The following is a 23,991-nucleotide window of genomic DNA, read 5'->3' as shown; positions in this document are numbered from 1 at the left end:
GAGGAGAGTCAATAACGGAGCCGGGTCAGATCCTAATCGGTACTTCTACCGATCCTGTATCGATCTTGATTCAAGCGCAAGGGTCCGAAGTTGATAGCCAGTTCCTTCGGAACAGAAAACGACTTGAACAGAGTCCCGCGCTTCCCGCCGATACCGGAGTCCTGACCGACAAGAACGGGGGGACAAACGAACAGCACCCGAACCGAGATACAGAATCGGAGGTGCGGTCAAGATAGAGTCGCGGCGTTCTCGTCGTATCCGGGTGGTTTGGAATACTTCTGAAAAATCCTGATCCAACCTCGAAAGAGGAGTGTGGGATTCTTTATCGTGAACAGATACTCAGAAACTTCCCCCCTTCTCGCCGAATACTGATCCAGATGCGATCCCACTCCCCACCATAGCAAATATACGGGTTGGACATAACCGATACCCTATGCCCGTCTCGTTGGATGACCTCGAATCTCATCTGTTCAAGTGTGCCGATATAATCCGCGACGCCGTCGATCCGACCGACTACAAGGAATACATCCTTCCCCTTGTCTACTACAAGTCGATCTCCGACGAGTTCGAGAAACAGTACGAACAGAACCTCGAAGAATACGGCGAGGAGTTCGCCCGTCGGAACAACCTCTACGATATTCCTGTTGTCCCGGAAGGCTACTTGTGGGAAGATATTCGGAATGTCAGCGATAGGGTTGATCAGGCACTAAACGACGCTTTCGAGGCGCTTGTGGAGGAGAATCCCGAACTGAAAGGGGTCTTCCGCGCGAACTATATCGAAGCCGACGCCCTCGGTGACGACCGGCTCGGGAGACTCGTAGAACACCTCTCGAAAGACGGCTACGACCTTGACCGGGACAGCGTCCCTCCGGATATGCTCGGCGAGGCCTATATGGATCTCGTGCGGCACTTCGCCGAGGAGGAGGGCAAGTCCGGCGGCCAGTTCTTCACTCCGCCCCACATCGTCAATCTCTGTGTCCGGCTCGTGGACGAGTTCGAGGATGGGATGGACTTCCACGACCCGACCGTTGGCTCTGGCGGGATGCTGATCGAGGCCGCCCGGTACTACCGTGAGGAACAGGGCGGCGATCCGACGAAACTCACGTTCACCGGACAGGAGATCAATCCCGATATTGCGGCGATTGCGAAAATGAACCTCTCCATTCACGGACTGGAAGGAGAGATTGAGCGGGAAGACTCCTTGTCGAGTCCGGCGTTCACCGACGACGACGAGAACAGCGAACTCACTCGCTTCGACCGTGTCCTCGCCAATTTCCCGTTCTCGGCTGATTGGGCGAAAGACGAACTCCAAGACGATCCGTGGGGACGGTTCGATTGGCACGACAAACTCCCGCGTGCGGATCGGGGTGACTACGCCTTCATTATGCATATGGCGAAGCAACTCAAGCGCCCCGAGCGCGATGAGGCGGGGGGCAAGGCCGCGATCGTCATCCCTCACGGCGTGCTGTTCCGGAAACACGAGAGTCGGTATCGGGAGCCGATGCTGGAGAGCGATATAGTGGAGGCCATCGTCGGGCTTCCCGAGAATCTATTCCAGAACAATTCGATCCCCTCGGCGGTCCTCGTGCTGAACACGGACAAGCCCGCCGAGCGAGAGGGTGAAGTACAGTTCATTCACGCCGCTGACGAAGACTTCTATGAGGAACTGTCGAATCAGAACGAACTCACTGAGGACGGGCTTGACCACATCGTAGAGAACTTCCGTGGGTGGACGACTGAGGAGCGCGTGAGCCGGACAGTGTCGATAGAGGAGATCCGAGAGAACGATTACAATCTCAATATCGCGCTGTATGTGGACACGACCGAGCCGGAGGAAGATATTGATGTGGAGGAGGAACTGGCGAGATTGCGCGAATTACAGAATGAGCGGGAGGAGATCGAGGCGACAATAAACGAACATATGGAGGCGTTGAATTATGACTGAGGAGGCGACGTTAGATGAGTTCGTTAACGACGACGAACACGAGATGGAATGGGAGACCATCCAATTAGGTGATGAATCATACTTTACCCGGTACTCTGGAGATACTCCTACTAAGAGCAATTCTGATTATTGGAATGGAGAGATTCCTTGGCTGTCGAATAGCGAGGTACAAGATGGCAAAGTCAATTTAATCTATAATACAGAAGAATCCATAACAGAAAGTGGATTAGAAAATTGTACGGCAAAAATAGTGCCTGAAAAGTCTGTTATTTTGAGTTGTACGGCCTCTATTGGGAAAGTCGGCATCAATCAAAAAAGAATGGCGACAAACCAGCAATTCAATTCTTTTGGGATTAAGCGAGGCTTCAATTCCTACTATTTAGCGAATAAGTTCCTATCAATGAAGAACGAACTTGAGACGATTGGTGGGTCAACCACCCATAACCACCTTTCTGTATATCTCTTAGATAAAGTAGAGATTGAAAAACCACCACTCCCAGAACAGCGCAAAATCGCCACCATACTCTACACGATTGATCGGGCAATTAAGAATACTGAGTCGATTATTGAACAGATTGGTACTGTGCAAAGTGGATTGCTCCGAAATCTGTTCGGGAAACGAAAAACAACTACAGATTCTAATTCCGGAACAAAGGTGGAAAGGCTTGGTCCGAAGGTTTTCCGAGTTCCGGCCTCTTGGGAAGTAACCGAAATAGATTCTATCGGAAGGGTGGTCACCGGAGATACTCCGTCAACAGAGAATGAGGACAACTTCGGTGGTGACCTACCATTTGTATCTCCTGAAACACTCTCTCAAAGAAAATATGTGAGAACCTCTGAGAGAACGCTTTCTGAGAAGGGTCGTAACGAAGCCAAGCCAATACCAGAAGGTTCGGTGATGACGAGTTGTATCGGGAATATTGGTAGAGTTGCTATCGCTGACCGTGAAGTTACAACTAATCAGCAAATAAATTCTGTAGTTATAGAAAAGTCCGAATATCTTCCTGAGTTTCTCTATTACCATCTTCAACTATTATCTGGGTTTATTGAATCACAAGCCGGGCAAACAACAATACCAATAGTCAATAAAAGCAGTTTCCAGTCTTTCGACATATTCAAACCACCAATTGAGGAACAACAGAGGGTTGTAGATGTTCTTTCGGCATATGATGAGGGACGACGAATAAATCGACAACACCTATCCGTATTAAAACGCCTCAAGCGTGGCCTAATGCAAGACCTTCTCTCGGGTACAGTCAGGACAACCGTCACTAACATAGAGGTGCCAGACGAAATCGCCCAATATGGTTAGCATCCCATCCGAGGGGGGAGTCGAACGCTCGCTTCTCTCGTGGCTTGACGGCGTCGGATGGGAGACACACGGACAGGACAGCGGCTATGGTGCGAAGGTTCTCGATGAAAACTACGAACGCGACAGCCACGAAGTTATTTACTGGGATCTTCTCGCCGAACAGGTCGTCGCACTCAACGATCCTGTAACCGAAGACAACGTCGGGAAATTCATCTCCTCACTTCGTCGCGATCTCGACGCCGACAACCTGATGGACGGCAATCAGGACTTCTATGACCTACTCGACAAGGGAAAGACGTTCACCGTCCAGCGCAACGACGGCACCACCGATACGGTCTACGTTGACCTGATAGACTACGAGAATCCCGAGAATAATCGATTCCACGCAGTAAACCAGTTCTCTGTCTCCCGAGAGACGACCATCCGACCGGACGTGAATCTGTTCGTCAACGGGATTCCGTTGGTAACGATGGAACTCAAGAGTCTCGCACAGGACAACGACTGGCACGACGCCGTCAGCGACCTCAAAGCCTACGAGGAGGACGTACCCCGGCTGTTCGTTCCCGGTCTGTTCAATATCGCCGCCGATACGATGGAACTCCGCTACGGTGCTGTCGGTGCCCCAAAAGAGTTCTACGAACCGTGGAACGACGCCCCCGAGCGGTTCCAAGACGACAACGAGATGCGGCAAGCCGTCACCGCACTCTGTAACCCCGAGACGATCCTGGATCTCCTGAAACACTTCGTCTTTTTCGAGCGGCGGGCCGGCGGCAACGCCAAGATCGTCCCCCGGTATATGCAATACTACGCGGTCAACCGAATCCTTGAGAGAGTCCGAGAGGGCGTCCACGACCGGGGGCTGATCTGGCACACCCAAGGGTCAGGGAAGTCCTTCACGATGCTGTACGCCGCTGAGAACCTATTGTCCCGACCGACCGTGGCCCGCAATCCGCAAGTCTTCGTGATCGTGGATACCGACAAACTGAACTCCCAGATGCGGGACCAACTGGCGAACCTCTCGCTGGAACAGTGGACGGAAGCCGAGAGCATCAATCATCTCCAACAGCTCATCGAGGAAGGTCAGAGCCAGCTCGTTCTCACGACGATCCAGAAGTTCGAGGACGTTGATCCCGACGTACAGGGAAGTGACGAGGTGGTCGTAATGTCCGACGAGGCCCACCGGTTTATGGAAGCCGACCTCGGAAGCCGGCTCGACGCCGCCCTTCCCGATTGTACCCACTTCGGGTTTACTGGCACACCGGTCAGAGAGGGCGAGAAACACGAGGACCGTAACACGTTCCGTGAGTTCTCCCCAGAGGGCGAAGACTACCTCCACCGGTACTCGGTCAAACAGGGGATCGATGACGGCCTGATCCTTCCCGTGTACTTCACACTCCGTCACCAGATGGAATGGGAGATCGACGAGGCCGGGCTGGACGAGGAATTTGAACAGAGATTCCGGGGGATGACAACCGACGAGAAGCGCGAAGCCATCCGGGAGAACGTCACCGCGACCACGCTGGCCGAAATCAAACCCCGTGTTAATCGGGCGGTCGAAGAAATCGACTCCCACTACAACGAGAAGGTGGCCCCCAACGGCTGGAAGGGAATGGTCGTCACTCCGAGCCGGCGTTCGGCGGCGATGTACGGAGAGCGGCTGATCGAACGACGCGGCGAGGATGAAGTCGAAGTCCTATACACTTCTACCAAGGACGATCCCGACCTCATCAATCAGTTCCACACGGATTCAGAGGAGCGGGACAGCATCGTCAAGGCGTTCAAACAGGACGAGAACCCCAAACTCCTCGTCGTCCATAATATGCTTCTCACCGGCTTCGACGCGCCGATACTCAAGACGATGTACTTGGATCGGAATCTGAAGAATCACAATCTGATGCAAGCCATCGCCCGGACCAACCGGCCGGCCTCCGGGAAGGAGAACGGCGAGATCGTGGACTTCCAAGGGGTCTTCGAGAATATCGATGAGGCGCTTGATTACGACGCCGAGACGAAAGCCTACGCCGCCCGGGACAAGGACGAACTCTACGAGGATCTTGTCGAACAGACCGAAAGGGTACTGGATATTTTCGACGGGATTCCGAAGGAGGACACGCAAGAGGCAACGTCGGCGGCTGTCGAACGGGTAAGTACACATCCAGAGCGTAGGGAGTTCAAACAGAACTTCCGCCGGCTCCAGAATCTCTACGAGGCGGTTGCCCCCGATGGACGGCTGGTGAGTGAGGGGATCGAACGGGACTACAAGTGGCTAAGTCGGATTCACGTCGCCTTCAAACGGACCACGTCGGGAGAGAACAGCCCCGAAGACGAGATGCGGGAGAAAACCCGCGAGATCATCGACAAACACGTTGACATTCCCGAGATCAAGCGGGACTTCCCCACGTACGAACTCGGTGAGGAGTATCTGGAGGACGTTGAGGAACTGGATAATCCGGGGGTCAAAGCCTCCCAGATTGCCCACGCCACCCGTGAACACCTCCACCCCCGGGAGAACCAAAACCCCCGATACAAGCGGCTCAGTGAGCGGGTGACTGATATTGTTGAACGGTGGCAAGGTGACCAGATTGATGATCCCGAAGCGGTTGAAGCCCTGAAATCAGTCGAGGAAGCGGTCTTGGAGGTGGAGGAGGAGGCCGCCGAACAGGGAATGAATGATGCCGAGTTCGCTATCTATACGCACTTGACAGAGGAGACTCCTGACGCAATCGAATCCGATGAACAGGCGGAGAAGGTCGCCGAGGAGATCGTCACCAACTTCCGGGATCGAGTTGATCGTGGATACCCCGGCTGGAAGACGAACAAACAGACCATCGGGGAGATCGAGCGGATCTTGTTGGACGTGCTGGTGAAGAACCACGACCTCGGTCACTTGATTCGGGATGACGACGAGTTCGTAGACAATATTCGGAATTACCTCATTCAGAACTATGGCTAAGAGCCGCCAGTCAGTAGAACTGTTGGGAGATACTGTCGAGTACGACGTACAACGGAGCCGGGAAGCGTCCAAACCCCGGATCGACGTGGACATTCACGGTGTCAAGGTCGTGCTTCCTGAATCCGACGAGACACTACCTTCGGAACTTCTGAAACAGAACGCGGTATGGGTTATCGAGAAGAAACGAGAGTACGACGAGTACCGTGAACAGATTCCGGACCGGGAGTTCGTCGCCGGAGAAACATTCCCGTACCTTGGCGAACCGTTTGAGGTTGTTGTCGAGAAGCGGTCTTCCTCGGCGGTGATTGAGTCCGAGTTCCGATTAGCGAAACACCACGTTGACCAGACTTCGATACAGCGGGCATTGGAAACCCTGTACCGACGAGAAGCGCGCGACTATTTCGAGGACCGTGCTGAACACTTCGCCGACAAGATGGATGTAGAGTATGAACAGATTGAGGTCCGAAACCAACGGACGAAGTGGGGTAGTTGTTCAACGACGGGGACCCTTGGCCTGAATTGGCGGTTGATGATGGCTCCGCCCGACGTAGTCGATTATATCGTGATTCACGAACTGGCACACCTTCGAGAACAGAACCATACTGACGATTTCTGGGCGCTTGTCGCCGAGTATGATCCTGAATACAAATCACACTCGGAGTGGTTAGCCGAAAACAGTACCCGATTAATTTTCACGGATCAGGATTTATAGAAACGAGATCCAGTTTATTCGTATCATCTTTCGATAGCGGCGAGAACAGGCACGTCTCGGCCAACCGGCAATAACAAACTGATCCTTGACTTATCCCCTGATATATACTAATCCAGACATTTACTACATCTACCTTATCAAATACCCGGGATTCCTATTAGACCACCGTAGGAACCACCGAGGGGAACGTTTAGGTTCGACATAGGGAGGTTTACGTATTTTAGATGAAAGCCCCTACACGAGCCGTAATAGGACGACACGGGTATGTCCGACTGGTCCCACTATTGATGTATGGGGTCTGTATGTGCTTCTCTACAGTGATAACAGGAACAGGAGCCGTATGCTGTCCGTAGTCTCCCTTTCTTGTCGAACCGGGAACCTCTGGAGCCCGAACAGCGGTACCCAAAGGGACAAGCGGTATCCAATAGGTGTTGTACGTACCCTTCGTTCTCGTTGAGCCGGAACCTCTGAAACCAGACAGCGGTGCGGTTGCGGTAGCGGTAAGCGGTGCTGTGCTGTACGGTATGGTATAGGTTGCTGGGTTCTCGCCGGATAGGAACTTCTGGACCCAAACCTTCTGGAACCGGACAGCGGTTCCCAATTAGGACCCTCCGCACTCCAATCAATCCTACCCCCACTGTAAGTCTCCCCCTTCCTTTCTTTCCCGGAGCTTTCTTTGATGACGGAAGATCCCGATTTCTTTCGGCATTTTAGTCAGAATGTGTAACTGAGGGTATAGAGTAGGGACCACCAGACCCTCGGTCGCACGAGGATGTCTCCAGTTTGATTTTTAATTGTTTTGAGGGGTAATGTTCATCCAACATTGAAAACCTCACCACGAGCCGCACAGGAGCATATAGGCTATGCCGAATTTACAGAAATTATTGAGATAGTATTTTGGAAACATCTAAAGAGCATATCACAGGCCTAAATGAAACATACTATACGATAAACAGATAGTAATTTATTCTGTTATATTTGTCGGTCACTGGTCCTGAAACTCAGTCTGTGCTGGTTAAGTAAAACCGCCCTATGAGGGATGTTTGAGAGTGATATTTTGAGAGTCGGTAAGGCCCCTTACGGAATCCCGTAGCCAGCCGATCTACGTTCCCCGACGTCGCCTTGCCTTCCTGTCCATCAAAGATTCTCCGTAAGGGAGGTTTTGACACCATTCGATTTGCCGGATCGCTGAGAGGCCTTACCCGGCTCGTGAACTGGGACGATTTCCCGCGTGTGTAAGGATTCAGGAAGGCCCCTTACCGGGAATCATTCCTACAATTGGGACAGTACCGATTAGATTCCCTCACCGAGTAGAGTCGGGATCCCAGTAACAGCTACGGTAGTACTTTCAAAAGTTACTGTAACTCACCTGTGCAAGTCCGTATTCGGCGGATGTACTGGATTCTTTAACCACTTCTCCGTTTTCGAGAATTTGAACGGTCAGAGTATCGGAACTGTCGTCCTGTTTCTGGGCATTAGCCGAGATAATGTCAGGACTACCTTCTATGTCAAATGTCTCGGTCCCACTTCCATCAACTGATCGGATAGAGCCTCCACTACCAACACTTCCTTGCCACTCCCCGCTGTATTGAATCCTAACTGAGAAGGACGACTCAGAGCCACCGCCGTCGCCCCCACCACTTGTATCGTCTTCTGAGGTGACTTGGGCAATCCCGTACTCAGAGGTGGTGCTTTCGTCGGCAATTACCTCGCCGTCCTGTAAGATTTGAACCGTCAATTCCCTTGAACTATCGTCATTCTTCTGGGCATTTGCCGAAACGATGAACGGGTCTCCATCAATATCGTAAGTATCTGTACCGGAGCCATCTATTGAGCGCGAGGTGCTTCCAGCACTGATACTTCCTTGCCACTCTCCATCGTAGACTATTCTAACTTGATACGAAACATCCTCGGATTCGGTGGGTTCCGGCGTTGGTGAATCTGTTGGCGTCTCTGTTTGTGTGGAGGTGGCCGTATCTGTCGGTGTGTCTGTTGGTGTACTTGTTGGGGTATCTGTTGGCGACTGTGTTTGATCCCCACCAGAGTCGGTATCGGGATCTCCGCTACAGCCCGCAAGTCCAACCGCAAGTCCAAGTGAGATAATGAATTGTCGGCGTTTAGCCATACTCTTTTAGTTCAATTGAAACTTTAAAAGTATGAAGGAGCTACTGAGGATGTTGTTTATCCGAAGGGATCGCGCCCCCTCCCTCCCGACGGTTTCGGCTCGGTCCCCGATGCGCTATCTATTCCAAGTAGCGATCAAGGTCGGCGTCGAACTCCCGTAGTAGCTCCTGTTCCTCACGGGGGAGTCGGTCACTATGGAGGGCCTCTTTGACACGCTCTTGGATGATGACGGCTTGGCGTGGAGATGGTTTCAGACCCATACCCTACGTTTCTTTTGTAGTCGTATAAATATATCGGTTAAATTATATTTCTCAGAAGGGTACTTGTCGAATCTGGATTTCTTATTGCTCAATTAGCCCGAAGAAGTGCGTTGAAGCCGTTTCCGAACCGTCGATTTAGCCCCGTATATATATCAAATATATATTGTATTCTTAGAAAGGAGGCTTGTGGCTTATCCCATCCTATTCAGTGCGTCCCGCCTATCTTCGACCGGTGCTTGGTCGTATCTCATCGTAGTTTGCGGACTCTTGTGCCGTAGTTGAGCCTGAGCCGCCGCCAAGTCCTCCTCGCGGGCCATATAGGTCGCCGTTGAGTGTCGGATCGAGTAGAAGGTCCGTCCCTCCGATGGAATACTTGCGGTCGTACAGACCTTCTGAAACAAACGGTTCAGTGAGTGGTGATTGTACGGGTTCCCGGACCGATTGAGCCATATCGAGTCCGAATCCTGATACTTGTCGTATGTGGCTCGTTCCGTAAGCCACCGGTCAAGAGCGTTCGCGGTACGGTCCGTTAATGAGACGGTCCAGTTGTCGCTGTTCTTGCTGGAATCCTGTTTCGGGATCCGGAGGAGCGCGTTCTGTATATCCAACCACTGGACTTTCGACCGCTGGACCTCGATGGGCCTCAGACCGGCATCGAGTGCGGTCCAGAACAGGCTCGGGACCTTCCACGAGTTGGCTCGCTTGAACTCGTCGGGTCCTACGTCCTTCTTCGGCATCTCGAAGCGCTGTGCGAGGTGTATCTTCCATCTATCGCGTTGTTCGGGCGTGAGTGCGTTGTAACTCGGGACGCTCCCGTGTTCAAGTACAGCCTCTCTGACGGCCCCGCGCTCCTCCCGGGTGAGGAAGTCCTTGGGGTTCGTGTTCCCGGTGTTGGGACTGAATGTGATTTCCGGCTCCCACTCCTCGCCGTCAAGGGCGTATGCCCGCCACCGGAACAGCATTTTGACCGCTTTGAGGTGGCTCGCCTTGTTTTCCTGTGAAGTGTCCCCGTAGGCGAGTTCTTTCATATAGGCGTCGGCGTGATCGTGGGTGATCTCGGTCGTGTAGCGCCCTTCTTGCTCTTTCCAGACGTTCCGATAAAAGAGATCGAGTCGGTAGGCGCGGCCGTTTGCGGTGTCGTATGCGTATCCGTCTCCGTGTTCGGGGTCTTTCCCGATGTTTACCATCCAGTCGATGAGGCGTTCTCGATGCTCGCGATAGTCCGTCAACTGACGTTCTGACAGGTAGTCCTCAGCCGGCTTGGTGACCAGTCGGATACCCGCCTTTTTGACTTGAGACATTTGGTTCTCCGTGGTGTGAGAACCGGAAAACCGCATCACGGCGGAGCCGTGAGGTCCGGGTGCGAGAATCGAACCCGCGTCTCAGCCTCCACAAGGCTGAAGGATAGTCCACTACCCTAACCCGGACACGCACCCTGAGGTACCCCCGTCGGAGCCAAATACGTTACGACTCTCGGGTGGAGTGCGTCGGCGTCACACAGCGCCGGTCCCCACCTGTTCAGCAGGCGGTGACTCGACCTGTTCGCCTGCGAGCGGTCGACCGGACGCTCCGCTCGCATCGGGATGCTTTTGCCGCCCAGCAGCCTACGACGAGCCACGCGTGGCCATCACGGACAAGATATACCTGAAGAACCACCGACAGATCGTCTCCCAGCTGGACGTGAATATCCCGAAGGGGGCGTTCAAGGGGGCGACGATGGACGTCCTCTATTCCGGGGAGGGACTCGCGAAACTCGACGACGCGACCCGCGACCGGCTGCTCGACTTCGCGGAGGACTTCCTCGACCCGGAGAACCCCGACGACTTGTATACGGGCTACCCGGAGCGGCAGTTCATCCGGTATCTGCTGGAACTGCGCGCCCAGGGGCTCGGCCCCGACGCCATCGTCGACGTGATGAGCGACGAGTACCTGCTGTATGCGTACCCCGGCGACGTGCTGTCGTTCCTCGACAACGCGGTCCGGACGCTCGAAGCGGCCGAGACGCTCGCGGGCGTCGAGGGCAACGAGGAGATGGAACAGAAGCTGCGGCGGGCGCGGAAGGCGCTGTCGGGCTAGGCGGAAGGAAAGCCCCGCCCGCACACGACCCTCACCCGAGTCGGAAGGAGGGTTCGTCGGCCTCGCTCTGGTCGAGGTCCTCGAGCTGGATGACTTCCTCGTCTTCGTCTTCGAGCTGCTCGCGGAGGTAGTTCACGTACCGCTTGTGCTCTTCGAGCTGCTCGCGGAGGTGGTCGGCCTCCAGTTCGAGGCGCTCGTGCTCCCGGATGAAGCTCTTCGGGACCTTCACCTTCGGCGGGAAGCTCTCCTCTTCGTCGCCTTTCCGGAGCTGTTCGAGTTCGTGCTCGGGGACGACCTGGACCTGGCCGTCGTGGGCAACGAGCGTGTCGACGTAATCGCGGAAGACCGCAGACAGAGAGATGTCGCGCTCCTCGGCGATCTCGCGGAGCGTCTCGAACGCGTCCTCGTTGACGCGGAACGAGATTGTCTTGTTTTTGTTGCCCATAGCGTATCCGACAGTTCGTCGGCCGATCCACTTAATGGTTCGTCAGACATTCCCCCGATCTCCGGAATCGAGCCCGGTGCATCGAGGGAACGCGACTCCGGCGCTCGGAGGTCGGGACCCTACGGCTCGGGCTGGAGGTCGTCCGCGGTATCCCCGGGACCGGCGCCACTATCCGTGGTGCCACCGCCGAGGCCGAGTTCGTCGCTGTCGGACTCTTCGAGGCTCTCCAGTGCCGAGATCGTCGATTCGGTGTACCGCTCGATCGGCAGGTCGTACTCCTCGCGAGCCATCCGCGCGTACTCGTTGCCCTCGGCGTCGAACGCCTCAATCCGTTCGAGGGTCCGTTCGGCGGTCTCGACGACCCACCGGTCGCGAGTGGCGGCGTCGACGACGACGATCGACTCCGGCCGGACGGAGACGTTGACCGACCCGTCGTCGGTCTCGTAGGTCCGGGGCTTGCCGGCAACGGCGACGTACGCCGGGGGCTCCAGATCCCGGAGGGTACTCGCGGCCTCCGGCTGGTACTGCCCGGCGTAGACGAAGAAGGTCCCCGTCGGATCGACGATCCGGCCGCGCCAGTACTCGTTGTCCTCGCCGACGTCGTCTTTCTCCGTCAGCGTCCCGACGAAGAACACGCGGTTGGCCTTCGCCCCCGTCGGCAGCAGGACGTAGACCGGCGCGCGGTCGTCGTCGGACTCTTTGAAGGTGAAGGCGGCGTCGTTGAACTCGTCTGCGAACACACGGCGTGCGACCTCTCGTGAGGGGATGTCGTTTGCGCTCATTTCAGATCGACCTCGCTTTGATCAGGACCGCTTCGGGATCCGCCGGTTCGGTGAGTCGTTCGACCTCGTCGGCGAGGACGTACCGGCCGAGTTCCGGGCCCGACACCCGATAGTACCGGCCGACCAGGTCCTGCCGCATCTCGTCGACGACGACCGAGGTATCGAGGGCGTCCATCGCCAGCTGCTGGGCTTCCTCGAGTTCGATTCCGGTGAGTTCCTCGGTCGTCTCGCGGCCGAAGATCACCTCGTGGACCGCGGCGCCGTCGTCGAGGACGCCCTTGATCCGCAGGTCGAACTCGCCTTCGACGTCGCCGTGCTCCGAGCAGCGCCCGTTCTGCAGGACGCGCGTACAGCCCTCCGCGGGACAGCGCTTGATCAGCCCGCTGCCGGACTGGATGTCGACGAGCGCCCCCTCCACGGTGACGGCGTCGTCGCCGACCTCGATGTCCTCGTCGAGCTTTTCGATCGTCGTGGTGCGGTTGAGCTTCACCGAGAAGTTGCCCTGGTACTCGTCGGTGACAACGTTCCCGAGGCGGTAGACCGCTCCCTCCTCTAAGTCGGGGAGGTCCGAGGTTTCGAAGGCGACGAACTTGGTCCGCCCGGACTCGTCGCCGAGCAGGCCGACCTGGGCGATCGCCTCGTTCTGGGGCTCCCATAGCTCGACGACCTTCGCGGTCACGTCGATCCACTGTTCGTCCTCGTCGATGTCGGTGAGATGGACCTCGTCGTTGCCGCCGCGACCGATCTCGTCGCGTTCGAGGTCGGCCTCGTCGAGGTAGCTGTTGACGACCGACCGTCGCGCCTCTTCGACTGGGACCCGGTACTCCTCGACGAGGTTCCGCAGTCGCTCTTCGACCTCGTCTTCGCTCACGTCGAGGTGGTCCGAGAACTGTTCTGCAATCTCCGCTGCGTGTGTTCGCAGGTCTGACATAGTTTCACTCGCCTCCACCTTGGTTTTCGTTGGGAGGCACACGCCGGTTGGTTCCCGATGAGTAATAAAGTGTCGTGACCGGGGTGAAAGTGGAATAGCACGCGATATCGGGCGGCTTCGGCCGTCCAATCCGGATTTGACGTTCGGTGACGAGACGATTCCGAGGGCGCCGCAAACCCGCGACCAGACCACCAACGGATCTATACCGGTTCCGGCCCCAGTTTCCCCCGATGGAGGACCGGCTCGAACGCCTCGTCCGGCAGAAGTTCCGCGAGGCCGGCCGCAAGTACGCCCAGGCACGCGACGCCTACCGCGAGGGTCGCGAGGAGTCCGGCGGCGACAAGTCCGCGAGCGGAGCAGTGCCGCCGTCGCTCCCGCGCGACGAGGCAGGCCGCGTCAGGCTCGTCTGCCGCCGCGACGCCGACAAGCGGACCGTGCACGTCGACGACGACGGCCATCCCGAGTGTTTCGAGGCAGGTCACCCCGACTGCGAGGGATGTGTCGAAGACGTCCGCGACGGCATCGTGGAGACGTGGTGATGACCGACGCGGAACCACCCGTCGCGCCCCAGCCGGATCCCGTCGTCGCCGTCGTTCTCGCCGGCGGCACCGGCACCCGGCTGTATCCCGCCAGCCGCTCTGATCGTCCGAAGCAGTTCCTCCCGCTGGCCGGCGAGAAGTCGCTCCTCGAACGGACTGTCTCGCGGGCGCGAGAGGTTACAGACGAGGTAGTCGTCGTCACCCGCGACACGTACGTCGATGGCGTGCGCGAGCGCGTGCCCGAAGCCACAGTACTCGTCGAACCAGTCGGGCGGGACACCGGACCGGCCCTTCTGTATGCGACCCACTGGATCGATCGCACGTACGACGACCCTGTCGTCGTTGCGCTCCCGAGCGACCACCTCGTCGGCGAGGGGTTCGCTCCGGCGATCGAACGCGGCGTCGCCGTCGCCGCAGCGACAGACCGGCTCGTCACGTTCGGCGTCGAGCCGACGCGGCCGGAGACCGGCTACGGCTACATCGAGGCCGCGATCGACGACGCCGACGAATCCACCGAGGCCGGGGAGTCCGTCGGCGACGCCGACGGATCTACTGAGGCATCGACCGACCGCGACGTCGAGTGGTACCCCGTCCGGTCGTTCCACGAGAAACCCGACGCCGACACCGCGGAAGCGTACGTCGCCGCCGGCCACTACTGGAACGCCGGCCTGTTCGCCTGGCGACCCGCCGCGTTCCTCGAAGCGGCCGCGGCGTCGCCGCTTGCCGAGTTGGTCGACGCGCTTCGTACCGCCGAAGCGGCGGCCGGTGACGGTGAAGATACGGCCGACAGCGCAGGCGACCTGGGCGACGACCCGACCGTGACCGCGGCGTTCGAGGCCGCCGATCCGGTGAGCGTCGACAACGCGGTCTTCGAGACGTGGGACCGGATCGCGGTCGTGCCGGTCTCCTTCACGTGGGACGACATCGGCGCCTGGGACGCCCTGCAGCGAGTGCTCCCCGCGGACGAAGACGGCAACGTGGTCGCCGGTGATGTCACGCTCCGGACGCTCGACGCCGGGGACAACGTCGTCGCGGCCGACAGAAAACACGTTTCGCTTGTGGGCGTCTCCGAGTTGGCGGTGGTGGCCTGGGACGACCGCGTGCTCGTAGTCCCGAAAGCGCGCGCTCAGGCCGTCAAATCGCTGGTCGGCGCGCTACGGGACCACGGCGAGTTTTAGTCGTCGGCCGTCGCGACCGACGAGTGGCGGACCTCGACGCGGCCGTTCGTGGTCACCCCGACGAGCAGCGATTTACGGACTTCGCGCCCCTGGACGGCGTCGCCAGCGGCATCCGACACTGCCTTCATCAGCTCCGGCGCCGTGCGGTTGGCCTTCACGCCGGCCTCGTCGCAGGCGTCGTAGACCAGTTTCGGGACGTCGTAGAGGTCCGTTCCCGCCTCGACGGACACCTGAACCGGCGCGGCCAGCGCTTCGGCGAACGCGACGGTCTCGCGTGCCTTCTCGACGTTGCGCCGCGCGCTCGATTCGACGCTGGAGACGTTCGCCCGGGACGTTCCCAGCATCGAGGCGATCTTGGACTGGCGGATGTCACGCTCTCTGAGCGCCAGCACCTCCGCCTGTCGTCGCGTGAGCACGCTCTCCTCGGGATCGAACCCCGTCTCCGAGAGGATCGCGTCGACGTCTACGTCTACGGCTTCGCCGTCATCGACCTCGTCCATACCGTTGCCTACGCGGCCACGCGCAAAAAAGTCCCCAGAAGAACGGCTGTCCGAACCGTCTGCCCCGGATGTGCGGGCGTACTACCCGCCCCAGAAGTTGTCGCGGCTGCCGAGCGCCGTCCGGCGGTCGAGTCCGTCGCCGGTCTCCGTGTCGTCATCGTCGTCGGCTTCCTCCTCGTCGGCGGTATCGACGTCCGTGTCCGCGTCGTCCTCGTCGAGCGGCAGCCGCTCGACGACTTCCTTCGCGGTGGCGTGGTTCGACTTCACACGGTGGATCCGGACGACCGCGCGCGCCTCCGGCAAAAGGCCGTCGACGAGGACGATGAACCCGTCGTCCGTCCGGCCGACGCCCGCGCCGCTCTCGTGGATGTCGTCGACCTCGACGACGACTTCCTCCCCGGGCTTGACGGGCTGGGCCTTCAGGTCGCGGATCGGCTGGTCGTAGTTGTTACACCACTCCGCGCCCCCACGGTCGCCGTAGTACTGGCACCCCATCCCGTCGATGCGCTCCGAGTACCGGGGGCAGTCGTCGGCCAGCGGACAGTCGGACATAGTGGCAGTTACTCCGCGGCCTGTCTAAACGCTTGTGGGTTTAAGTGGACGGCCCTGATCGGCCGGAGAGTGAGACAGTTCCGGCCACGCGAGCGACGGACCGTTCCCGCCGTCGGATTGCCGAACCGACCCTACTGATTACTCTCGTCTCTTCCCACCGAGCGCCGCCAACGGGGATGGCGCTCGGCGGGAAACAGTGAGAGTAATCAGTACCGTTCTCCCGCGACCGCAACGCTTTCACTCGACTCGTCCCGAGTCCGGGTATGAGCCGTCGCGTCCCCGAGTTCGCGGTCGTCACGGGCGTCTTTCTGGGCCTTTCGGCCCTCGTCACCGGTGTGACCCTTGGGTGGGGCCTCTACGCGACGGTCGTCATCGGGGCCGGCGTCTCCTACCCCTTCGTCGCCTTCGGGATCGTCCGCGACGACGACCCCGCGGCGACGATCCGGCCCCGACCCGTGCTCGCTGCCGGTGGTCTCGTCGCCGCACTCGGTGCGCTCGGGGCCCTCCTCGGCAATCCGACGCCTGCTGGCGTACTCTTCGCGCTCCTCGTTGGAGTCGTGCTCTTCGTTCCCCCGGCTGCCTATGCCACGCGCTACGGCGCGGACGTCAATCCGCTCCCGCCGCAGACGACGGTCCTCGCCGGCGCCGCGACCGGATTCCTCCTGCTCGTCGCGGGATTGTTCGTCGACCGGCCGCTCGTAGGCGTCGCCGTCGGCGGCGCCGTGGCTCTCGGGTGCGCGCTCTACGGGAACGAACGCGGCCTCGCCGTCGGCGTCCGGACGAAACGCCGCGCCGCAGTCGCAGGCGGACTCTTGGGCGTCGGCCTCGTCGGCGTCGGGGTGCTCGACGGCGGTCCGCTGACGGAGTGGCTGCTCGCCGGGGCGGCGACCGCGTTGCTCCCGAGTGTCTTTCTGGCGTTGACCGCGGATGGGGACCGTCGATCCCCGCGCTCCCGCTGAAAATCCGGCGTGGGCGGCTTACGCCAGCGGCGTCCGCTCGACGACCTACGCCAACGGCGTCCGCTCGACGACCTACGCCAACGGCGTCCGTTCGACGACCTACGCCAACGGTGTCCGCTCGACGACGGTCCCGTCGACGGTCGGGTACTGTTCGATGATCTCACCTTCCGGGACGTCACCCTCTTCGATCATCTCCTCTAGGAGCCACCACGCGACCTCGACGTGATCGGATTTGGCCGTGTAGAACTCCTCGTCGACGCCGAGGGCGTCGAGTTCCGCCGGCGAGACCCACGTCTTGCCGTAGACGATCGTCCCGTCGTCGGTCACCTCGTCGAACGGCCGCCGGACGATCTTTGCCATCCGCTTGAGGCGGTTCCGGTGCTGGGCGGCGTCTTTGAACACCGAGGTGCAGAAGTACACCCGCTCGTGGTCGCCCATCTCCTCTAAGATCGCCTCTTTCGAGCCGTCGACGGCGGACATGTGGCCCTCCTGGAGTTCGTAGCCCGCCTCCTGCATCCGGCGGTAGTTGCCGTCGCTCATCTCGAACTCGTTGACGTTACAGAACTCGGCGGCGCCCTCGTCGAGGAATTCGAGGAACTCCGGTTCGGCGCGGATGCCGGGGATCTCGAAGGCGGGTGTGAGCCCTTCCTCGCGGGCGATATAGAGGATCTCCTCCCACTCGGTGCCGTGGAGATCGCCCCACAGGTCGTACGGCGGGTGGAATCGGATCTCGTCGAGACCGGCCTCCGAGAGGCGGCGCATGTTCTCCCGGCCGCCCGTGATGCCGGTGTAGAGGTGGGTGTGGTGGTCCTCGCCGAACTCGTCTTTCAGAAGCGAGAGGTATCGGCAGGTCTTTTCGAGGGCCTCCTGGGGCTCCCCGCCCGTGATGGAGGTCCCGAGCGCGTCCATCCGTTTCGCCTCGTCGACGACGTCCTGGTCCGATTCGACGAGGCGCTCGTTGGCGTAGACGTCGGTGACGTTCTTCCGGTTCTCGCCGAGCGGGCAGTAGAAACAGTCGCGCTGGTCGCAGTAGCCGTAGACGAAGAGCACCATCTTGCCCCCTTTCGCGCACTGTTCACAGCCCTTCGAGATCATTCTCTCGAAACATACCGGCCCGAGACTCAAAAGTCGTGCTACTTGGGTTCGGTCCTGCTTCCGCTCGCGCGCTCCCGAAAGCAGATATACGTCGACGGCCTACGTCCGCCAAATGCTCTTGGTCCTCTGTGTCGACCTCGACGACGACCTGGGCCGCAAGACGGGCCATCCAACGCCCGTCGTCGGCCGGGACGCGGTCGAGGCGGCCGCCGTCGATCTCGCGGAGGCCGACCCGGAGGACTCCGACGTGAACGTGCTGTTCCAGGGGATCCACGAGTACGATGCGCTCTGCGCCGACCCGGACGTCGAGGAGGCGGTGACGGTTGCGGCGGTCACGGGAACGCAGAGTGGCGACGTGAAGGCCAACCGCGCGATCGGTGAGGAGATCGACCGGGTGCTTGCGGGCCTCTCGACCGGCGAGAACGTCAGCGCGATCGTCATCACCGATGGCGCACAGGACGAGTCGGTCCTGCCGATCGTCCGCTCGCGCGTCCCTATCGACAGCGTGCGCCGCGTCGTCGTCCGGCAGGCGCAGGACCTGGAGTCGATCTACTACACGATGAAGCAGGTGCTCGCGGACCCGGAGACCCGCGGGACGATCCTGGTACCGCTCGGGATCCTGCTTCTCATCTATCCGTTTCTCACGATCGCCAGCCTCTTCGAGGTGCCCGGGGCCGTCGTGCTGGGGATCATCTCAGCGCTTTTGGGACTGTACACGCTCTTCCGTGGGCTCGGACTGGAGGACGCCATCGACGACACCGCCGATCGGATCCGCGACGTGCTCTACGAGGGCCGGGTCACGCTCATCACCTACGTCGCCGCCGCGGCGCTCCTGATTGTCGGCGGATTCCGGGGAATCGCCCTGCTCGAAACGGTCCGCGCGAGCGTCAGCGACCCCACGCCGCCGATCGTCCTGGCAGCGCTCGTCCACGGAGCCGTGCAGTGGTTCGCAGCCGCCGGCGTCACCTCCAGCCTCGGACAGGTGACCGACGAGTATCTCGCTGACCGGTTCAAGTGGCGCTACCTCAACGCCCCCTTCTACGTCGTCGCGATTTCGATCGTTCTCTACGTCGTCTCTGGGTTCTTCCTGCCGAGCGGTATCGGTGGCGTCCAGTCTTTCTCGCTAACGGGGCTTGCGGTCGGGCTCACGGTCGGGACGCTTCTGGGCGTGTTCAGCACACTCGCCTTCGCGATCGCAGAATCGCGATTCCCGACCGCCGCGGAAACAGAGACCGAAGCGGACGCCGAGGCGACGTAGAGACTCCCGGACCGGTTCCGGCCTCCGATCAGCGTTCGCGAACGACGACAAACTCCGCGAGGTCCTGCAGATACCCCAGCGGTTCGCTGTCGTCGACGTTCGAGGCCGCGAGCGCCTCCAGCGCCCGATCGGACTGATCGTGGGCCCGCTGGTTGGCCTCCTCGACGGAGAGGTCGGTGACCTGGACCAGCGAGGGCCGGTCCATCTCGGCGTCCTGGCCGGTCGGCTTCCCCAGTTCGTCGGCGTCGGCGGTGGCGTCGAGGACGTCGTCGCGGATCTGAAACGCCACGCCGACCCGCTCGGCGTACTCGCCGAAGGCCTCGACGGTGAACGGATCCGCCTCGGCCGCGACGGCACCGAGTTCGGCGGCCGCGCGGAACAACGCGCCCGTCTTCCGGCGGGCCAGTTCGACGTACTCCCGCTCGTCGGTCGGGCGGGCGACAAGTTCAGTCGCCTCGCCCTCCCCGAGTTCGACCATCGATTCGGCGACGATCTGGGTCGCGTGGTCGTTCCGCGAGAGCAGGGCGAAGGCCTCCCCCAGCAGACCGTCGGAGGCGATGATCGCTGGACCGTATCCGTACTCGGCCCACGCACTGGCGGTCCCGCGCCGGACGTCCGAGCGGTCGATGATGTCGTCGATGACGAGCGAGGCGTTGTGCACCAACTCGACGGCGACCGCGAAGTCGACCGCGTCCGACGGCTCCCCGCCGCAGGCCTCGCAGGCGAGCACCGTCACGGCCGGTCTGACGCGCTTGCCCCCCGCGAGGGCGACGTGGGCGACCTCGTCGGATAGCTCCGGGGGATCGACGGCCTCGATGACCTCCTCGAGGCGGGCCTCCACCATCGAGACCCGACGCTCCAGATACTCCATTACCCGCCTCTGAGGATGCGCCGGCAAAAGAGGTTCCGGAACTACGAGTCGGAAGTGGTTGACGGCCGCCGTCGTCTCCCCGCGCAGGCCGGCTGTGCCTCACGTTAGTGGCCACCGTCGTCTTCCCGTTCAGACCGCCTTTGCCTCACGTCACTGGCCGCTGTCGCTCTCGTCATCGGCCGCCTCCTCGGGGAGGGAGATGACGTTCTCGCGGCCGAGTCGGAGTTTGTTGATCCGCCCCTCTTCGGCCATCGTCGACAGCAACTGCGAGACCTTCGCGTCCGACCACCCGGTCTCGTCGACGATCGTCGCCTGCTTCATCCGGCCGTTGTTCTGCGACAGCAGGCGTTCGACGCGCTCCTCGTCGGAGAGGAGAGAGGGATCGATTCCCGAGGCGGCACCGCCTTCCGTGTCGGGAGCGTCGTCCGGAGCGGAACCACCAACCGTTGCCGCCGCCTCAGTCCCCCCAGCGGATCCTTCGGCCAGGGATTCGTCACCCTCCGCCGCCCCATTCGACGACGCCGGCGTCCCGCTGTCGCCGTTCGATACCGTGGTGGACGCGCCGCCCGGGAGGTCGTCCCGTCCGCGGAGCAGCCACGCACCGCCGAGGAGTGCTGCGAGCAGGATCAACCCGCCGCCGGCGAGGACGCCGATCGGGAGTTGCTCGGCGGGACCGACCGTCCTGTAGGTGACGCGGAGTTCCCGCTCGCCCTCGAAGTCGCTGGGCTCTGCGAGGACGATCGCGCTCTCCTGCTGCTGGACGGCGATGCTCGTGCCCGTCACCGTGTAGCCGTCCGGCGGCCGGATGAGGATCTCCTGGTCGGCGTCGAACACCGACAGCCACGTGCGGCGGTCGTCGCTCTCGGCAGTGGGGAGCCGGAACACGTCGTCGAGGACGAGCGTCTCGTTGTCGCCGCGCCGCAGGAAGTTCGTCCACTGGAAAGTAAGCGCGAGCGTCCCGCGGCCGGCCGCCTCGTCGAGTGAACCGTGGTACGTGACGTTCCGGATCGCCATCTCTCGTCCGGTCGCCTCGCTGGCGCGTCGGTTGAGAGATCTGAAGAGCGTGGCGTCGGGTCCCGCGTCAGCCTCGCCCGCCTCGTAGCGCTCGGCGATCGTTCGGAAGGCCTCCGTCTCGTTCGCGGAATCGAGAGCGTAGTGTGTCTCGATGCGCCATCGTGCGCTCCGATCTGGTTGCAACGAGATTTCCACGGTCGTCCGCGGCGGCGTCTCCTCGTCCACCTGTGCACGGACAGCCGACCCGTCAAGCGCGGCCGGTCCGTCTGCAGCGGGGAACACTGGCGACGCGACAGCGCCGTCGGCAGCAGCTCCCGCCCCGGCCCCAGCGCCCACAGCGAGCGCAGAGGCTGGCGCGACGGCGGCGACGAAGAGGAGGAGGGCAGCCACGAGCGCGGGCATCCGCATTTGACGAGGACTGCACGTGGAACGCTCAAAACGCTTTCCATCGGTCCGATGTCGACGCGACTCCGTCGGCTCCTTTGCCGAACAGCCGACAGGATCGATGATGGCGTTTTTAATACCGGCCCGTCAAAGATTTCGCGTATGCGTGCCGTCCCGATCGCACTCGCCCTCCTCCTCGTGCTCTCGGCGGTCGCCGGTGCCGTCCCGGGCGCCGCCGACAGCGACAGGGCCCAGCCGAGGGCCCCAGCCGTGTCAGCGACGTCGGCCGCGACACCGGCACAGACCGACGACCCGAACGTGAACGGGTCGAAAATCAACGTCCTGGGCATCCCGACCGAGGCGACGGATCGGAGTACACTCGAAACCGAGTACGTCGAACTCGGCAGCGGCCTCTCCTTCTCGACGACGACGACGGACGCCCGTCTCGCAACCGAGAGCATCGTCGAGCGGATCGAGTCCGCGGAAACCACGGAAGTCCGCCAGCAGTACCTGCTTCAGGAGGTCAGCGCCATCGAACAGCAAATCGTCTCGCTGCGTGCCGAACAGCGGGGAGTCATCGCATCGTACGGCCGCGGGGAGATCTCTCCCCGACGGCTCCTGTACGATCTGGCGCTGATCGACGCCGAGGCGCGGGAACTAGAACGGCGGCGCGCGCGCCTCCAGTCGCTTTCGGAGTCGACGCCGGGGTTCAGTATCTCCTCGTCGCGCTTCGGGAACATCGAACTGGAGCTGAACACGCTGACCGGGCCGATCCGCGGGCACGCGGCGGCGGTCCTGCGCGGCGAGGTCAAGTCGGCGCGCTTCTTCGTCCAGTCGGGCGATAACAGCATCACGCTGGGCGTCATCCGCGACGGGACGTACGTCCGTGAAACGTACCGGGGACCGCTCAGGGGCACGAACGACGGTGGGTTCTCTCTCGGAGACGCGGTCAACGCGACCGAAACGGCGTATCCGACGATCGCAGACCGGCGGCTCCGCGACGACACGCTCGGTAACCCCGACAGCGACAGCGCGCGCGTCACCATCGAGCACGAACGTGGTCGCCTCGTCGCCTTCGTCGACAGCGGAAGCCGCCGCGTCTTCAAGGAGTACCAGTACCGGCCGCTAGACCAGGTCTCGACGGGATTACCGACGTCGGCGGTCAAAGACGGACTCCGGCTGACCGCCTACCGGACGTACCCCGGCGGGCCCGTCCGGCTCCAGCTCAACAGCACCGACACTGACGACCCGGTGGACGCACAGATCACCGTCGGGCCCGCCGGCGGCCGCAGTTCCGTCGTCGGGACGACCGGCGCGGACGGCTCGCTGTGGACGCTGGCGCCGGCCGGCACCTACGAGGTGACCGCGATCGACGGCAGTTCGGTGGTCCTGTTGACCGTCGAGCCGACGGCGACGCCGCTGGTCTACGGAACAGTAAACGGGAGTTCGGCGTCGGACGGCGCTGAGACGGTGTCGACGACGCCGACCGAGTGAAACCGGCGGAAAACGGCGTCCGCCGACCTGGGCCGAGCACGAAACCGGTCCCGGAGGTTCTTATCCGATGCCGCGACCAGACGGCCCGTGACAGCACGCGCGGCCGCGCCGGTGATCGGTGTCGTCGTCCTCCTCCTCGTCGGCGTCACTCTGGGGAGCGCCGTCGCCGCCGGCGCAGAGGCAGTCGCGGAGGCGACTGAAACCGACCAGATCGGCGGTGGCGGGCCAGCAGATCCAGGCGGGATGGTCGCGCTCTCGCTCCGCCTCGACGGCGACGAGGTCGCGCTGACACACGAGGCGGGGCCGACGCTCCGGATGGACGACGTTCGGCTCGTCGTGAAAATCAACGGCGAGCGCCTCGATCACCAGCCGCCGGTGCCGTTCTTCGCGGCGGAAGGCTTTCGCGGCGGGCCGACGGGACCGTTCAACGTCGCGAGCGACGGCCGCTGGTCGGCGGGAGAGTCGGGCGCGTTTCGGATCGCCGCGACGAACGATCCGACGCTAACCCCCGGGGCGGTCGTGTCGGTTTCGGTGTCCGCCGATGGTCGCCGGGTTGGCCAGGTACGAGGGATCGTGGGGTGAGCACCGACTCGCCGGGCGGTTTTCC

Annotated in this window: 22 protein-coding genes and 1 tRNA gene; 11 read left to right on the top strand and 12 right to left on the bottom strand. The window is 61.0% G+C overall.

Annotated elements, in window-relative coordinates; translation table 11 throughout:
• Nucleotides 1-433 precede the first annotated feature (433 nt).
• From RJT37_RS17100 to RJT37_RS17085, 4 genes are read left to right on the top strand one after another with little or no spacing between them, the layout of a single operon-like run.
• Complete coding sequence (locus RJT37_RS17100; protein ID WP_313686343.1) at nt 434-1,945, top strand: type I restriction-modification system subunit M; 1,512 nt, start codon at nt 434-436, stop codon at nt 1,943-1,945.
• Nucleotides 1,938-3,257, top strand: coding sequence for a restriction endonuclease subunit S (locus RJT37_RS17095; RefSeq protein WP_313686341.1), 1,320 nt, complete (start codon nt 1,938-1,940; stop codon nt 3,255-3,257). The genes RJT37_RS17100 and RJT37_RS17095 overlap by 8 nt, the downstream gene beginning before the upstream one ends.
• Complete coding sequence (locus tag RJT37_RS17090) at nt 3,250-6,210, top strand: type I restriction endonuclease subunit R (protein ID WP_313686339.1); 2,961 nt, start codon at nt 3,250-3,252, stop codon at nt 6,208-6,210. The genes RJT37_RS17095 and RJT37_RS17090 overlap by 8 nt, the downstream gene beginning before the upstream one ends.
• Nucleotides 6,203-6,922: a M48 family metallopeptidase gene (locus RJT37_RS17085; protein WP_313686337.1), complete on the top strand. Its 720-nt coding sequence runs from the start codon at nt 6,203-6,205 to the stop codon at nt 6,920-6,922. The genes RJT37_RS17090 and RJT37_RS17085 overlap by 8 nt, the downstream gene beginning before the upstream one ends.
• Before the next feature lie 1,348 nt (nt 6,923-8,270).
• Here RJT37_RS17085 and RJT37_RS17080 read toward each other — a convergent pair.
• The 4 genes from RJT37_RS17080 to RJT37_RS17065 form a co-directional block, all read right to left on the bottom strand.
• Complete coding sequence (locus RJT37_RS17080) at nt 8,271-9,047, bottom strand: hypothetical protein (protein WP_313686335.1); 777 nt, start codon at nt 9,045-9,047, stop codon at nt 8,271-8,273.
• A 118-nt stretch (nt 9,048-9,165) separates the two neighbouring features.
• On the bottom strand, nt 9,166-9,306 hold the full coding sequence (locus RJT37_RS17075) for a hypothetical protein (protein ID WP_313686333.1): 141 nt from the start codon (nt 9,304-9,306) through the stop codon (nt 9,166-9,168).
• 191 nt (nt 9,307-9,497) lie between these two features.
• The gene (locus RJT37_RS17070; RefSeq protein WP_313686331.1) at nt 9,498-10,607 is read right to left on the bottom strand and encodes a tyrosine-type recombinase/integrase; all 1,110 of its coding nucleotides are present in this window, start codon (nt 10,605-10,607) and stop codon (nt 9,498-9,500) included.
• A 53-nt stretch (nt 10,608-10,660) separates the two neighbouring features.
• Nucleotides 10,661-10,733 (bottom strand) — tRNA-His (locus tag RJT37_RS17065).
• 193 nt (nt 10,734-10,926) lie between these two features.
• On the opposite strand from RJT37_RS17065, the gene RJT37_RS17060 reads away from it, so the two are divergent.
• Complete coding sequence (locus RJT37_RS17060) at nt 10,927-11,382, top strand: DUF5814 domain-containing protein (RefSeq protein ID WP_313686329.1); 456 nt, start codon at nt 10,927-10,929, stop codon at nt 11,380-11,382.
• 31 nt (nt 11,383-11,413) lie between these two features.
• Here RJT37_RS17060 and RJT37_RS17055 read toward each other — a convergent pair whose 3' ends face one another.
• The 3 genes from RJT37_RS17055 to RJT37_RS17045 all read right to left on the bottom strand — a co-directional run bounded on the left by RJT37_RS17055 (nt 11,414) and on the right by RJT37_RS17045 (nt 13,540).
• Nucleotides 11,414-11,827: a DUF8146 domain-containing protein gene (locus tag RJT37_RS17055; RefSeq protein ID WP_313686327.1), complete on the bottom strand. Its 414-nt coding sequence runs from the start codon at nt 11,825-11,827 to the stop codon at nt 11,414-11,416.
• Between the two features lie 119 nt (nt 11,828-11,946).
• Nucleotides 11,947-12,609 carry an RPA family protein gene (locus tag RJT37_RS17050; protein ID WP_313686325.1) on the bottom strand — a complete coding sequence of 221 codons (663 nt, stop codon included), beginning with the start codon at nt 12,607-12,609 and terminating at the stop codon, nt 11,947-11,949.
• Nucleotide 12,610: 1 nt separating this feature from the next.
• A complete protein-coding gene (locus RJT37_RS17045; protein WP_313686323.1) occupies nt 12,611-13,540 on the bottom strand; it encodes a replication factor A in 930 nt (309 codons plus the stop codon).
• A 230-nt stretch (nt 13,541-13,770) separates the two neighbouring features.
• Here RJT37_RS17045 and RJT37_RS17040 point away from each other — a divergent pair, with 230 nt between their 5' ends.
• Both RJT37_RS17040 and RJT37_RS17035 read left to right on the top strand, forming a co-directional pair.
• A complete protein-coding gene (locus RJT37_RS17040; protein WP_313686321.1) occupies nt 13,771-14,079 on the top strand; it encodes a DUF7091 family protein in 309 nt (102 codons plus the stop codon).
• Entirely contained in the window at nt 14,079-15,257 is a 1,179-nt protein-coding gene (locus RJT37_RS17035) for a mannose-1-phosphate guanylyltransferase (protein ID WP_313686319.1), read from the top strand. The genes RJT37_RS17040 and RJT37_RS17035 overlap by 1 nt, the downstream gene beginning before the upstream one ends.
• Here the strand turns inward: RJT37_RS17035 and RJT37_RS17030 are convergent.
• Together RJT37_RS17030 and RJT37_RS17025 are read right to left on the bottom strand one after the other, a co-directional pair.
• Entirely contained in the window at nt 15,254-15,757 is a 504-nt protein-coding gene (locus tag RJT37_RS17030; protein WP_313686318.1) for a Tfx family DNA-binding protein, read from the bottom strand. The genes RJT37_RS17035 and RJT37_RS17030 overlap by 4 nt on opposite strands.
• Before the next feature lie 81 nt (nt 15,758-15,838).
• Nucleotides 15,839-16,309 (bottom strand): TRAM domain-containing protein, encoded by a 471-nt coding sequence (locus tag RJT37_RS17025; RefSeq protein ID WP_313686317.1) that lies wholly within the window; start codon nt 16,307-16,309, stop codon nt 15,839-15,841.
• 263 nt (nt 16,310-16,572) lie between these two features.
• Between RJT37_RS17025 and RJT37_RS17020 the strand changes: the two genes are divergently transcribed.
• Nucleotides 16,573-17,268, top strand: coding sequence for a hypothetical protein (locus RJT37_RS17020; RefSeq protein WP_313686315.1), 696 nt, complete (start codon nt 16,573-16,575; stop codon nt 17,266-17,268).
• A gap of 99 nt (nt 17,269-17,367) precedes the next feature.
• Here the strand turns inward: RJT37_RS17020 and RJT37_RS17015 are convergent, their stop codons facing one another.
• Nucleotides 17,368-18,363, bottom strand: a complete 996-nt coding sequence (locus RJT37_RS17015) for a radical SAM protein (RefSeq protein WP_313686313.1) — start codon at nt 18,361-18,363, stop codon at nt 17,368-17,370.
• A 112-nt stretch (nt 18,364-18,475) separates the two neighbouring features.
• On the opposite strand from RJT37_RS17015, the gene RJT37_RS17010 reads away from it, so the two are divergent.
• Nucleotides 18,476-19,621 carry a DUF373 family protein gene (locus RJT37_RS17010; RefSeq protein WP_313686311.1) on the top strand — a complete coding sequence of 382 codons (1,146 nt, stop codon included), beginning with the start codon at nt 18,476-18,478 and terminating at the stop codon, nt 19,619-19,621.
• Between the two features lie 28 nt (nt 19,622-19,649).
• Here RJT37_RS17010 and RJT37_RS17005 read toward each other — a convergent pair whose 3' ends face one another.
• Together RJT37_RS17005 and RJT37_RS17000 are read right to left on the bottom strand one after the other, a co-directional pair.
• Nucleotides 19,650-20,492: a polyprenyl synthetase family protein gene (locus RJT37_RS17005; RefSeq protein WP_313686309.1), complete on the bottom strand. Its 843-nt coding sequence runs from the start codon at nt 20,490-20,492 to the stop codon at nt 19,650-19,652.
• A gap of 150 nt (nt 20,493-20,642) precedes the next feature.
• On the bottom strand, nt 20,643-21,914 hold the full coding sequence (locus tag RJT37_RS17000; protein WP_313686308.1) for a helix-turn-helix transcriptional regulator: 1,272 nt from the start codon (nt 21,912-21,914) through the stop codon (nt 20,643-20,645).
• A 138-nt stretch (nt 21,915-22,052) separates the two neighbouring features.
• Between RJT37_RS17000 and RJT37_RS16995 the strand changes: the two genes are divergently transcribed.
• Both RJT37_RS16995 and RJT37_RS16990 read left to right on the top strand, forming a co-directional pair.
• Entirely contained in the window at nt 22,053-23,384 is a 1,332-nt protein-coding gene (locus tag RJT37_RS16995; RefSeq protein ID WP_313686307.1) for a DUF7096 domain-containing protein, read from the top strand.
• 87 nt (nt 23,385-23,471) lie between these two features.
• Nucleotides 23,472-23,966 (top strand): type IV pilin, encoded by a 495-nt coding sequence (locus tag RJT37_RS16990; protein WP_313686305.1) that lies wholly within the window; start codon nt 23,472-23,474, stop codon nt 23,964-23,966.
• The last annotated feature ends 25 nt before the right edge of the window (nt 23,967-23,991 follow it).

The organism is Halobellus marinus, from assembly GCF_032113415.1.
GTDB classification, from domain to species: domain Archaea; phylum Halobacteriota; class Halobacteria; order Halobacteriales; family Haloferacaceae; genus Haloquadratum; species Haloquadratum marinus.
The sequence above is the reverse complement of the archived record's forward strand: the minus strand, read 5'-3'. Positions and strand labels throughout refer to the sequence as shown.